Source organism: Grimontia sp. NTOU-MAR1 (assembly GCF_035758505.1).
GTDB classification, from domain to species: Bacteria; Pseudomonadota; Gammaproteobacteria; order Enterobacterales; family Vibrionaceae; genus Enterovibrio; species Enterovibrio marinus.
In genome coordinates this window covers 1,406,548-1,418,921 of the sequence record NZ_CP142109.1, presented here as the reverse complement: position 1 = coordinate 1,418,921, position 12,374 = coordinate 1,406,548, and the positions used below count along the sequence as shown (strand labels likewise).

Annotated in this window: 14 protein-coding genes; 8 read left to right on the top strand and 6 right to left on the bottom strand. The window is 44.3% G+C overall.

Annotation, left to right across the window (positions count from 1 at the left end):
• Positions 1 to 46: 46 nt before the first annotated feature.
• From VP504_RS24515 to VP504_RS24500, 4 genes are all read left to right on the top strand, one after another.
• Entirely contained in the window at positions 47 to 421 is a 375-nt protein-coding gene (locus tag VP504_RS24515; RefSeq protein WP_325895436.1) for an STAS/SEC14 domain-containing protein, read from the top strand.
• Positions 422 to 442: 21 nt separating this feature from the next.
• Complete coding sequence (locus VP504_RS24510; protein WP_325894632.1) at positions 443 to 961, top strand: GNAT family N-acetyltransferase; 519 nt, start codon at positions 443 to 445, stop codon at positions 959 to 961.
• Positions 958 to 1,485, top strand: coding sequence for a GNAT family N-acetyltransferase (locus VP504_RS24505; RefSeq protein ID WP_325894631.1), 528 nt, complete (start codon positions 958 to 960; stop codon positions 1,483 to 1,485). The genes VP504_RS24510 and VP504_RS24505 overlap by 4 nt, the downstream gene beginning before the upstream one ends.
• A gap of 166 nt (positions 1,486 to 1,651) precedes the next feature.
• Positions 1,652 to 2,350: a GntR family transcriptional regulator gene (locus VP504_RS24500; protein ID WP_325894630.1), complete on the top strand. Its 699-nt coding sequence runs from the start codon at positions 1,652 to 1,654 to the stop codon at positions 2,348 to 2,350.
• Between the two features lie 94 nt (positions 2,351 to 2,444).
• On the opposite strand, the gene VP504_RS24495 is transcribed toward VP504_RS24500, so the two are convergent.
• Together VP504_RS24495 and VP504_RS24490 are read right to left on the bottom strand one after the other, a co-directional pair.
• A complete protein-coding gene (locus VP504_RS24495; protein ID WP_325894629.1) occupies positions 2,445 to 3,797 on the bottom strand; it encodes an NCS1 family transporter in 1,353 nt (450 codons plus the stop codon).
• A 31-nt stretch (positions 3,798 to 3,828) separates the two neighbouring features.
• On the bottom strand, positions 3,829 to 4,605 hold the full coding sequence (locus VP504_RS24490; RefSeq protein ID WP_325894628.1) for an aspartate/glutamate racemase family protein: 777 nt from the start codon (positions 4,603 to 4,605) through the stop codon (positions 3,829 to 3,831).
• A gap of 411 nt (positions 4,606 to 5,016) precedes the next feature.
• Between VP504_RS24490 and VP504_RS24485 the strand changes: the two genes are divergently transcribed.
• The 3 genes from VP504_RS24485 to VP504_RS24475 all read left to right on the top strand — a co-directional run bounded on the left by VP504_RS24485 (position 5,017) and on the right by VP504_RS24475 (position 8,028).
• On the top strand, positions 5,017 to 5,445 hold the full coding sequence (locus VP504_RS24485) for a hypothetical protein (RefSeq protein WP_325894627.1): 429 nt from the start codon (positions 5,017 to 5,019) through the stop codon (positions 5,443 to 5,445).
• Positions 5,446 to 5,700: 255 nt separating this feature from the next.
• Positions 5,701 to 6,951 carry an Ig-like domain-containing protein gene (locus VP504_RS24480; RefSeq protein ID WP_325894626.1) on the top strand — a complete coding sequence of 417 codons (1,251 nt, stop codon included), beginning with the start codon at positions 5,701 to 5,703 and terminating at the stop codon, positions 6,949 to 6,951.
• 504 nt (positions 6,952 to 7,455) lie between these two features.
• Complete coding sequence (locus VP504_RS24475; protein WP_325894625.1) at positions 7,456 to 8,028, top strand: glutaredoxin family protein; 573 nt, start codon at positions 7,456 to 7,458, stop codon at positions 8,026 to 8,028.
• A 56-nt stretch (positions 8,029 to 8,084) separates the two neighbouring features.
• On the opposite strand, the gene VP504_RS24470 is transcribed toward VP504_RS24475, so the two are convergent.
• The 3 genes from VP504_RS24470 to VP504_RS24460 form a co-directional block, all read right to left on the bottom strand.
• Entirely contained in the window at positions 8,085 to 8,387 is a 303-nt protein-coding gene (locus VP504_RS24470) for a hypothetical protein (protein ID WP_325894624.1), read from the bottom strand.
• Between the two features lie 78 nt (positions 8,388 to 8,465).
• Positions 8,466 to 9,404 carry a hypothetical protein gene (locus VP504_RS24465; protein WP_325894623.1) on the bottom strand — a complete coding sequence of 313 codons (939 nt, stop codon included), beginning with the start codon at positions 9,402 to 9,404 and terminating at the stop codon, positions 8,466 to 8,468.
• Positions 9,405 to 9,925: 521 nt separating this feature from the next.
• Entirely contained in the window at positions 9,926 to 10,351 is a 426-nt protein-coding gene (locus VP504_RS24460; protein ID WP_325894622.1) for a hypothetical protein, read from the bottom strand.
• A gap of 183 nt (positions 10,352 to 10,534) precedes the next feature.
• Between VP504_RS24460 and VP504_RS24455 the strand changes: the two genes are divergently transcribed.
• Positions 10,535 to 10,969 carry a VOC family protein gene (locus VP504_RS24455; protein WP_325894621.1) on the top strand — a complete coding sequence of 145 codons (435 nt, stop codon included), beginning with the start codon at positions 10,535 to 10,537 and terminating at the stop codon, positions 10,967 to 10,969.
• Between the two features lie 85 nt (positions 10,970 to 11,054).
• On the opposite strand, the gene guaD is transcribed toward VP504_RS24455, so the two are convergent.
• Positions 11,055 to 12,371: a guanine deaminase gene (gene guaD, locus VP504_RS24450; RefSeq protein ID WP_325894620.1), complete on the bottom strand. Its 1,317-nt coding sequence runs from the start codon at positions 12,369 to 12,371 to the stop codon at positions 11,055 to 11,057.
• Positions 12,372 to 12,374: the final 3 nt, after the last annotated feature.

Genomic DNA, 12,374 nt, shown 5'->3' with positions numbered 1-12,374 from the left:
TTCATCACTATACTGGTTTCACTCAAAGTGAACTGGAGATGAAATGATGAGCCAGCATGGAATTTCAATCGGCCTGGAAAGGGTCGAAAGCGATGTGTATCTCTCCATCAAAGCGATGGGGAAATTGACGCATGGGGATTATCAGCAATTGGTGCCGATGCTGAATGCAGCCCTAGAGCAAGTTGAACACCCGACGGTGAATGTTTTCTTTGATGCGACAGAATTTAAAGGTTGGGAACTTCGCGCAGCATGGGACGACTTTAAGCTTGGGCTTCGCCATGGTTCGAACTTTGCCAAAGTCGCACTTTATGGCACGCATGAAGGGCAAGAGTGCGCTGCAAAAGTAGGAAACTGGTTTATCAGTGGAGAAGTGAAAACTTTCACAGAATATGATGAAGCAATGGCATGGTTGCTGGACTAACAACAAACAGATGAGAGATACATGGAACTAGTGGTACCCGCGCTTGAGTTTGAAAAAGCGTTTAATACGTTTTACGACGATTTCGCCAACAATGACGTGGAGAATTCGGCGTATTACCAGGAAGGTAAAACGCAATTCAAGCGCTATGTTCAGAGGCTGCTTGATGAATCCGAGGGTCTCAACCTCCAGGATGGTTATGTTCCTTGTAGCCATTTTTGGCTAATGGATAGAGAGCAAAATATCCTTGGTGCTATCCGCGTTCGACACCACATAGACAATGATTTCCTTGCGTTGGAATGTGGCTACATTGGCTATGATATCACGCCGTCACATCGCCGGAAGGGGCATGGTACCACCATGTTAAAGCTTGCCTTGCCAAGGGCAAAATCACTCGGCATACCCAAAGTCTTGATTACGGCTGATGAAGATAATCTGGCGTCTCAAAAAGTCATTCAAACCAATGGTGGCAAGTATGAGAATACAATTGTTGGGAAAGTGAACAACTGGCCAATTGCTCGCTATTGGGTGGAATGCGAATGATAGTTTCGCTTAAGCCTATTGATATCAGAGAGCGGCATGTTCTGGAGAATCTGTTTTCTTACTATGTCTATGAGTTTTCGCAACCTTTAGGGCTAAGCCTTGATAGTGACGGTAAATACGCCTTCAAATCCGAAACGCTTAATCCGTATTGGCTTCGTGATGACCATCATCCCTATTTCATATTCTCTGACGGAGAGTTAGCGGGTTTTGTGCTGGTTCGACGCTACCCACCAAACATTGCTGTGTGGGATATCGATCAGTTTTTTGTCTTGCGTAAATTCAAAGGCAAAGGGGTAGGCAAAAAAGCGTTGGCTGCAGCGTTAGATCAGCGATTCGGTGACTGGCAAATTCGAATTATGAAAGAAAACATTGATGTTCTGGGCTTCTGGCAATCGGCCGTCGAAGAGCTGGTGGAAGGAGACTATTCACTGGGATTGGACATGGACAATGAGTTGGAAATGTATTTCATCCGACTTCTTTATCAAGGTAAGTCCAAATTGCAGTGTTTAGACTTCGTTGACTAATCTGATTAGGTAACGCCTATAAGTAGTGAGTGTTTTGGCGAGCTTAAGGAATTCGTCGGTTTGGGATAAAAAATTGTTTACTTGTCCAACGATGTTACACACTAGGCAGTATTAACCGATTATTATTTATGGACTAAATGATTAGTACCCGAGTAACTTTGTACAGATGCAAAATCAAAAACCAAATCAACAAAAACGCAATCCTGCTGAAGCCATATACGATAAAGTTTTGTTGGCCATTTTCGAGCGTAAGCTTGCACCTGGGGTTCGCCTCAAGGAAGAAGAAATGTGCGAAGTGTTCGATGCAAGCCGAGGAACCGTTCGAACTGTTTTACAGCGGTTGGCGATTAAAAAACTGGTGAATATTGTGCCTAACAGTGGTGCTTTTGTTGCCAAGCCAGATATCCGAGAGGCGAAGGAAGTCTTCGAAGCGCGCAGATTGATTGAAAAGAACATCGTTTTGGAGCTGGCGAAGTCTTTCAACAAAGAAAAGAAAGCCATACTCGAAAACCATGTTGATAAGGAGCATCAGGCAGAAAAAGCGGGCGAAGAAGCGTTAAGTATTCGACTATCAGGTGAGTTTCATTTGTTGCTCGGTGAGCTTTCCGAAAAAAGTGTTCTAACAGAATTACTCCGCGAAGTCATTTTTAGAACGTCTCTTATTATCTCGCTTTATAAAAAACAAACTTTACCGAGCTCATTAGGGTTGCAGTGTGATCACGATGAGTTGATTGCTGCTTTAAGTGAAGGCGATGGTGAAAAGGCTGCTGAGTTAATGGAAATACATTTGTTAGCGATTGAATCCCAGTTGAAGTTGACGGATGAGGATGATGGCAGCGCTGGGTTACGAGATGTTTTTCTATAGGTCGTAAAAAGGGGGGCTAGCAACCCCCAAAGACCAACAGGACAGGGGACAATTGCTTCACCTGACAATTGTCATCCCCATCAAGAAACTCAAATTATTCCCTGAACCGCTTACAAGCATCCCACTGAGTCATCAGTAAATAGTATGAGAGCCCCGCAGGAATCAAACTCGCATACCAAGATACTGATGAGAACATTAACGCAAAAATAACTCCGATACCTGAAGCGATCACTGCTGCCCAGTTTATGCCGGCATAGGGCCCATGCTCATCATAGAGCAACTCAATATTCAAAGTGCGATTACGCAGAATGTAATAGTCGACAGCAAGTACAGCGAAAATCGGCCCGAGGAATGCAGAATACGTCTGAACAAACAGTTGAAGTCCTGCTGCTGATTCCTCTTTGATAAGTTCCCAAGGAAAAGTTGCAAATGCAGCGAGTCCAACAACGATGGTCGCTGTTTTAAACTTCATCTTAAACATATCCATCAAGATGTACGTCGGTGGGACAACATTATTGAGGACATTGGTGGTGACTTGAGCAAAGGCGATGAACAGTAGAGTGATAATTAAAAGAGGTTTGTTGTCGACCGCACTTGAAAATACCATGATAGGATCAGAGACACCGGTTGCGCCTGAGACCATTAAACCTATCAGCCCCATAAACAAAGTGCAGGGTAGAATGGACATCGCATAGATTGTCGTGAGAAGCCCTTTGCCTGTCCCTTTTTCAAGTTCACGGGAATAGTCACTGACGTTTAACATCATTGTGCTGTATATGCCGAGAAACAGCATGGTCGCGCTCCAGAACTCAACGCCCCAAGTGCCTTCAATGTTGACGAGGTTCGTCGTGATTTCATCCCCGTATTTGTTGATCACACTAAAGAACATATAGACGAGCGAGATTAGGATAAACCCGCTACCAATGTTTTCGAGCCATTTGATGCCTTGGAAACCGAATATTGACAGGCCAATCTGGAGGAACTGGAAGAGTACAAAGTACATCACCATGTTGTCGTAACCAAAGAGCGTTGCTGACACAGCGTTCAGTGCACCCGCGCCAACCCAAGATTGAAAGCCATACCATACAATGGCAGGAACTGCTCTTACGACGCCGGGTAAACGAGTTCCTGTAAACCCAAAAGCGGACCTTGCCTGCACCATAAAGGGTATGCCGTATTTGTAGCCAGCTTCCCCATTGATAGCGAGAGCTATACCAATAACAAAGCACCCGATGCCTATTGCCAGTGAGGTCTGCAATAGGTTGAGCGTACCAACGATACTAGAACCCATAGCAAATGTGCCGATAGACACGCACCCACCAAACCAAGCGAGAAAGTATGAGAGACGACCCATTATTCTCGTGTCTTGTGGGGCTAATGATTCTTCTCCTACGGCTTTTGTTGCCGCAGAATTTGCTCCGCCTTCCTTGATATCTGAGCTGTGCATTTACTTCTCCTTATTTAAAAAGGTTAACACTTCATGAGGAAATATATCGACGATTAAGCCGTTGATATGAATCTGTGATAGATAGGCTGTGTACGCTGCCTTTGAGCGTCTTTTGCGGGGGGAACGCCCAGTCACCGTATTTGCTGGTGGTCAAATTGAGAGAAATTAAACTTTCCGCTAATTTCACAGCGGCGGTTACGCCCTCTATCACTGGGATACCAACTTCTCTACTGATAATTGGAGTCAGGTCTGCCATACCTCCGCAACCAAGAACGATGGCACCTATCTCGTCTTCCTTTTTTGCGCGCAAGCATTCAGAAATGATGATGTCGAGAGTGCGACCTCCATCCTCTTTTTCAAGGTCTAAGACGGGTATGTCTGCTGCACGAACACGTCTGCAGTGCTCTGAGAATCCGTAGTTATTTAGCAGATGCTCAGCAATGATTTTTGTCCTTGCCAATGTGGTGACCACAGAGAAGCGTGAACTGATCATTGTTGCCAGGTGAAACGACGCTTCTGCAATACCGATAACAGGTGCCCTTGTTGTCTCTCTTGCGGCATAAAGACCTGGATCGCCAAAGCAAGCGACAATGTAGGCATCCGTTTGCTCTAGCTCTCCTTTCCTGACTTCATCCAACACACCGAAAACGCTGACCGCCTCGTCAAAATGGGATTCAATTGATTCGGGGCCATCTTTTGGGGTTACGGCAACAATTTGGGTGCTGTTTGAAGCAATACTGCTCGCGGCGCTCCCCATTTTCATAGTCATGGACTCAGATGTGTTTGGGTTGATAAGTCTGATTTTCATTATTCACCAAATTGTTAACAATAATTAATTATATTGTTTACAAAAATATTTATTTTATGTTTACAATAATTGAGAAAAAGGTAAATGAAATAATTTAATTATTAAATACAATAAGATAAGTTAATGTCATTGCGGTTGACTTTCTCATTTGGAACGAATTAAGTCTTTGTTTGTGACAGGGTGACGCCGTTGTGTTTACTGACAATCTTGACTGGGAATTGGGGCGGAAATCTTGTTCGCTAATACTTGATAACAGATTTAACTAGTCGTAAATCCAAGATTTACCCGTGACAAAAACAGCGAAACAATTTCTAGGTTTCGGTTACTAAATTCGCCTTATATTGTGAAACGACTTGCATTAAGATGGCGTGACTATTGAACGTATGCAAACTATCCCAACGTAGGCGGATTATGATGAAAAAGACGATTGTTTCAGCGGCTATTGTTTTCGCGCTGGTAGGCTGTGAAGAGGCCAATGAGGTGATTGATAAAGCGCAAGAAGTTGCAAACAGTGCGGTAGATAGCATTAAAGATAATATGGACTCCGTGGGTTTGAGCGAATTGAATTTAGATTCGCTGGAAGATGCGACGGCGTATATGAAAGAGTTTACTGACTCGATGCAAGAGGCGCTTACTGCTGATTTGTCCAATGCAGAGGTTGTTGCGGACGTTCAGGAAAAAGTAGCGAGATCTTATGCGTGTTTGGTTAATGCAACTTCAGAAAGTACGGCAGAGAAGCTGCTGAACAAATTTATGTCAGCTATTGGCAACGAAGACACACAATCACTGATTGAGAAAGGTGTTGAAAAAGCTAAAGCGGCAAAAGAGTGTGTGGTGTAGTCCATAACTTTCCAACGAAATACTGAAAAAGGTCGATATATTATCGGCCTTTTTTGTTACTGACCTATATCAGAATACATATTAAACACATTTATCAGTACTAATCGACGGGCTTGAGGGATCTATCAGCAAGGTAAACGATCAAAACTCATGATATGCACTTATATTTATAAAAGAATTGGTCGTTAAGTAATAAATGATAGTAAGTGAAAATGTAAAAATGTTCTTTGAAGGGTGTACACAAGGAGCGAACGTATGTTTTACAAAACATTGGTATATGTTTGTTATTCCTTGAGTTTGTCTGGGTGCTTTCTAGGTGTCGTGCTCGAAGGTAAAGAAGATACTGATGAAGTGTCTCTCACTGAGATACAACTGAATCCGACAAGCTTTGGGTTAGCGAAAGGTCTGGAACATCAAATAAAGGCCACCGCCCGATACAGCGATCTGACAACGGAAGACATAACAGATAAAGTCAGTTGGCAAAGCTCCGATGATCTCATAGTAACAGTTAGCCAATCTGGGATGGTTTCAGGCATTGACTTAGGGCAGGCCGAAATTCATGCAACCTTAGACGGTATGCAAAGTAATAAGTCGAGGTTTACCATCACTGTTGCGTTGTTAACATCGATCCAGATCTCGCCTGCCACTGTGACCTTAGACGTTGGTGATTCAATGCAACTAAATGCGTTGGGTTCATATAGCGACGCGACAACCTCGGATACGAGTTCCAGTGTCACATGGTTTTCATCTGACACAGCGGTTGCCACAGTTGACTCTTCTGGTTATTTAACCAGCATAGGGGCTGGAACAGCCTCAATATCTGCCTCTGAGAGCGGAATATCAAGTAATTCTGTTAGTGTTATCGTAAATATACCGTTTCCTGCTTTTGGTGTATGTGGACATGTTAGTGGTCAACCATTGGGCACAAGTCCGGGGGGTGGGATTAATGATACTAGTAATAGCAACTTAGATGCGGTCTGCCTTAAAGTTAGGGAAATTATTGATTCAAATGATTTAAAAACTAAATGGTTTACGAGTACGCCTTCAATGGCTGTTATTGGGCATTTGGGTTACACCATCGATTCAACGAGCACGAACATGGGTGATACCTATGCGGCTACCTATACTGAGAATGGCTCACGAGGTCCAAGTGGTGTGAGTTTTGCTCTGTTTACTCAGTGGGGGAATGGGGTCACACTTCCGCCAAATGACCCCGCGGGTGTTGATAGCCAGTATGATCGGTGGTGTACCAAACTTAATTCGGAAAACTTTGCCGGACAGTCAGATTGGCGGAGAGCGACATTATCTGAGCTCCAAGCGTTGTATGCCTATGAGAACATTCACACACAGGGAATGTATGCTAGATACGGTTGGCCAACGGCACACTACTATTGGGCTGGGACTGTGTTCAGTCACGGTTTCATGAGAGTGTTGCTATATGATAATACTGCAAACTCGACACATCCTGGTGTTCATAACTACGTCTCCTGTGTCTCTGAGCCTTAAAACATAGCCGGCAAATCCAAACTGTTAGGAAAATCAGGCAGTCAAAAAGTATGGTTAAACCAAAATCCTTTTATACCGGGATTATCAAAGCAGTGTTGTCCGAATAGGGTGGACGTTGCCAATCTGTCACCTTGATTGAGATATATACCCAAACGACCTGAAGATGCTCGCATTCAGATGTCATCAATGCGTTCAATTCGAGGCAAATTTTACAAGGCATAGGGCTCTATTTCCATACCAACGTCTGCGTAAACGGTGACACGGTTATCATCATTTCTTGTTCGATAGAAACCCTCGTCGCACTGGTAAGCACAGGAATATTGGCTGCCAGCTCATCAAGCCTCACAAATCTATGTAATGAAAATGGGTTTCCTAGGGTCTATATAACCATGATTTGTTTTATTTAACACAGATTCCACGCTCGAAGAGAGATTTCTATAACAAAGCTCATTGGTGAGCCTATTGAGAGCATCTAAATCAGCCATATTAAAGGAGTAAGACGTAGTGGCCAAGCCAATCAAAGTAACGCTATATCGCTGGGGTGGCAGTTGGGGACCTTTCAGTGTGAAAATCCCATGCGGGGAATGCACGCTGACTAAAGACATCCTGAAAGATACCTTTGAAAAAGAGCTCAGTGATGTACCTATCGAACTGGAAGTGAAAGATTGGCTTTCGCATTGGTGGGAACCACTGAAAGTGGGGGCATGGCATGCGCCAATCCTGATGGTAGAAGGTAAGGTTGTGAGCCAGGGTGAAGCGCTTAATCGGGGCGTACTTGTTCAATCTGTTATCAAGGAGTGGACGAAGCGTGACACCCTGCAAGGCAACATTGTTTATGGCAAAGCAACGTGTCCGTATTGCGTGAAAGCCAAAGAAATGTTGGCGGAAGCCGGGATTGAATATAACTACCACGATGTGGTGGTTGAAAGCGCCGCTTTATATCGCATGATCCCGGAGGTAAAAGCCATCATTGGTGAGAAAACGCCGGTTACCGTTCCTCAAATCTGGATGGACGGAAAATACATCGGCGGGGCAGATAACCTAGAGCAATGGCTAGCTTCGAAAGCTAACGCGTAAATAGGTAAAGTATTTGAAAGCATCCGCTTGAGTGACTCAGCGGATGCTTTTTCGTTTTAGTCAGTGACTTTCAACAGTGTTTTAGTCTCGTTATCGAAGGTGAAAGCGCGCGATCGGAAGGCCATGGTAGACATGAAATACGGAATAATATCGACGGTTTCGCGGTACTCATAAACGTAAACAGTGGTATCAGTAGCTTCAATGATCTCATCAGGTTCACCATGATAAGAAACAACGCTGTCCATTGTGGTGACATTGGTTTGAGCATTGAATGCATTGAACTTTGCGCTTTCATCAAAAGGCGTGGAACAGCCAGTCAGAGCGACTGATAGTGCGATAGCGCATACGAGTTTTTTCATGTTATTTCCCTACTTGCAAAATAAGGGCGAACCAATACCGCCCAGTAAAAATGGGTGCCAAATCCAGCGTGAACTCTTTTAACGATTCACAAAGAAGTGTTTGTTCAGGTATTCAACCATTGGAATGAAAGCGGGGTTTTCCCAGCTTCTAAGAACTTCATGCGGCAACAGCGTTGGATCATCAGTGCCAACAATTCCCTTATTGATGAACTTGCTGCCGTCATTAATTTCAAGCTCTCCAAGCGGTGAAGTTTTTGAACCTTCAACCATATACTCGTAGACCGTGCCGGCTACTGCGCCAGGGTTCATGTCGACTCCAGCAGCTTCGTGAATTTGGTCAGGGTCATTGGTACATGATGGGATTTGACCATTGGAGTAAGGACAATAGTCATAAGATGAGATATGCGGCAGCACTACAGATTGAGCATTTGCCTGCGCCGCAACAAAAGGGATAGCGATATTGAAGGCGACATAGGCCGTATCCAGCTCATCACCTGCGAGCGTTTGATCGTCAATGTAGTAATCAAAAAGCTGCATCATTTTCTGGTAAGTCGTTGGGCCGTTCGTCTCGTTGATACCGCCATCTTGGGTGAACAGTAACTCAACGCCATTGACCACACTTTTACCGTTCAAGGCGAGGTTAACAACAAACTCTCCTGCTGGTGTTGGTGATGAGGGATCAACATCGTTCTGAGAGGGAATGACGCCCAATACCAGTGTTTTGGCGTTAAAAGCATTTTGAACATCACGGCTTGCCCAAGTCATCATATTGGTGACCCGTGTTACAACGGCTTGATGTTCTGAAGCAGAAATATTGGAAGGGTCAAAGTTAAGAACGTAAACCCCTTTGTTTAAAGGACAGTTATTCACGTCCTGTGCTGATGTGAATTCACAATTATCTATGGACTGATAGATATTCACTGTTGTTGCTGTGTTACCTGAATTTGACTTGTCCTCGCCACAACCTGTAACGACTAACCCCAAAGCCAGTGCAAGGCTGATACTTCCTGCTCGCATCTTTTTAATCCCAAATATACTAAAACACCAAAACATCCCAGTAAGGCGCTTTGTTAATCCTTATAGAGCATCCAAGCCCAATGCATTTGTTTTGCGAATCATCGTCCGGACAATCAATTCGGCGGCATTATATGAACGGTGTTTTTAATTCTCAAGATGCAATCACATGTAAAACATATGGGTATATATTGCCTTTTGCTGATAGATGAGGTGGTGAGTGTTCAGGTGGGAAAATAGATAGATACATCCCGTTAACAAGGCAGGATGTGGCTGTGTTGGGCAATCGTTTGCGAACCAGCGACAACACCTTGCCAACTGTCACGTTGTTTAAGATTGTATAGACAACTACATGAATACTTCACCTTAAAGATGTACTAATTAGTTATCTTAACCCTGTTTAAATGAGATCTGAGTTTTAACATTGAGTTAAAGTTCTATTGCTCAATAAATGAGCTAGTCGGAATAAAAAAAGCACTTGGTGGGCCGATCACCAAGTGCTTTTTATGTAGTATTATCGAAAGCTACTCAACGATAAATGTTCCCGCCATGCCTTTACTGGCAAATCCAGCACATTCAAAGGCGTATTTGCCCGGCTTGATCGGGACAAAGAAAAGCTCCACTTCGCCTTCATCTTCAAATTCGATCTCATAGAATCCATTCGCTTTGATCTCGATACCGCCAGCTTCTACCTTCCGCATCCAAACATTATCAAAGAAGCTATGTGCCTCGAACGCACATTCTTTTGAGCCAGTACTGGATATCGTCAGCGCATAGGCTTTGCCTGTCTCCATTTGGAACTCCTTTTGGGAAATGGCGAAGCCTGCATCATCAGTTCCGAGCACCAACTCAGGTAAATCTGTTGCACGTTGGGAGAGATTGCCTTTTGCTGCTGCGTGAAATGACAGAACTGTTGAAAGTGTAAGTACTAGAGGTAAAACAATCTTCATTGCATTCATCCTTAACCCTTTGAATTTACGTTTTTATGAGCGGTGAATTTGATACTAGTTAAGCCCTTTGTTTCGATAAATCCTTCTTTGGGAGGTTTTATTTGGACTAATTGAGGAAAGTATTTTTCAAGGCGTGCTCTAATAGTGTTTTGGAGAAGTATCCTCTAGAAGGAACGAGGAAGTATGAAGCAATCCATTATCCACATTGCCTTGGTCGTGAAAGACTATGACGAAGCGATTGATTTCTACGTGAACAAGCTGAAGTTTGAATTGATTGAAGATACTTATCAGCCAGAGCAGGATAAACGTTGGGTTGTAGTGTCCCCACCAGGTTCAAATGGCGTGACCTTGTTGTTGGCAAAGGCGTCGAAACCTGAACAACGCAATTTCATCGGCAACCAAGCTGGTGGCAGGGTATTCCTGTTTTTGAATACTGATGATTTTTGGCGTGATTATCATCGAATGGTGGCGCTGGGAATCAAGTTCGTCCGTGAACCGAAAGAGGTAGATTACGGCACGGTCGCTGTGTTTGAAGATTTGTATGGCAATCTCTGGGATTTACTACAAATGAACAATGACCATCCAATGGCCCTTCGTGCTGCTCTGTGTTCAAGATGAAGTAGATGGTGAAGAGAAAGAAGGCCTCTTGTTGCATGCTGGCAGAGCGCTGCTGACAGAGGCCTTTTATTATCAGATTGTTTGTTCAACGGTTGTAAACAGATTGGCCATAGGAATAGGTGTCACATACAGTTCTGTCATCACCCAAGGTCATTAGCACAAAGAGTTTGTCTTCCAATGACTGGGCGTGCTCCATCCTGAACTTCATTAACTGGGTCGCATGCAAATCCAGTACAACAAAATCAGCTTCTTTTCCTGATTCGAAATTACCAATCAGATGATCCAAAGAGAGCGCTTTTGCACCACCTAATGTGGCCTGATACAGCGATTTCAAAGGGTGTAGCCTTTTACCTTGGAGCTGCATGACTTTATAAGCTTCGCTCATGGTTTGAAGTAGTGAAAAGCTGGTGCCAGCGCCGACATCTGTTCCCATTCCTACTTTAATTCCTTTGGCTTCCATTTCGGAAAGCGGGAACAAGCCGGAGCCTAAAAACAGATTCGAGGTAGGGCAAAAGGCTATCGCCGAATCGCTTTCTGAGAGCCTCTTACACTCGCCATCACACAAGTGAATACCATGGGCAAAAACCGAGCGGCTGGAAAGCAATCCGTGTTGGTCGTAGACATCCAGGTAGTTTTTACTTTCCGGGAAAAGCTCCTGCACCCACTCAATTTCTTTCTGGTTTTCAGAGAGGTGAGTGTGCATATAAACATCGGGATACTCTTCAAGCAGTTTGCCTGCTAAACGTAGTTGTTCAGATGTGCTGGTGGGCGCGAATCGTGGTGTCACGGCGTAATGCAAACGCCCCTTATTGTGCCATTTCTCGATCAGCGCTTTGCTGTCTTCATAGCCAGACTCGGGGGTGTCGGTCAGATCTTCAGGTGCATTTCTGTCCATCAGTACCTTACCGGCAATCATCCGAAGGTTTCGCTTCTCCGACTCCTGAAAAAAGACATCGACGGATTCTTTATGGACCGTGCCGAAAACTAACGCCGTTGTCGTGCCATTTCGTGCGAGCTCATCAAGAAACTGTACGGCAACTTCTCGAGCGTAATTCACATCAGCAAAGCGTTTTTCTTCTGGGAAGGTATAGTTATTCAGCCAGTCTAGAAGTTGTTCACCATAAGCGGCGATCATCCCGGTTTGAGGGTAGTGGATATGGGTATCAATAAAACCCGGTGTGATCAGTTTGTTCTCGAGTACGACCACTTCGATGCTGGGGTCGAGCGAAGGAAGGATATCGTCAGCGTGACCGACTTTCACTACGTGACCATCGGCAACCAGCAGAACGCCATCATCAAAATACTGATAAGAGTCTTCCAAGCCCACGTCCGTTGGGTTGGCAAGGCTATGTAATATGGCAGCGCGAAAGGCTTTTGCCGGATGAGCTTTTGGGTCTGTCATTCC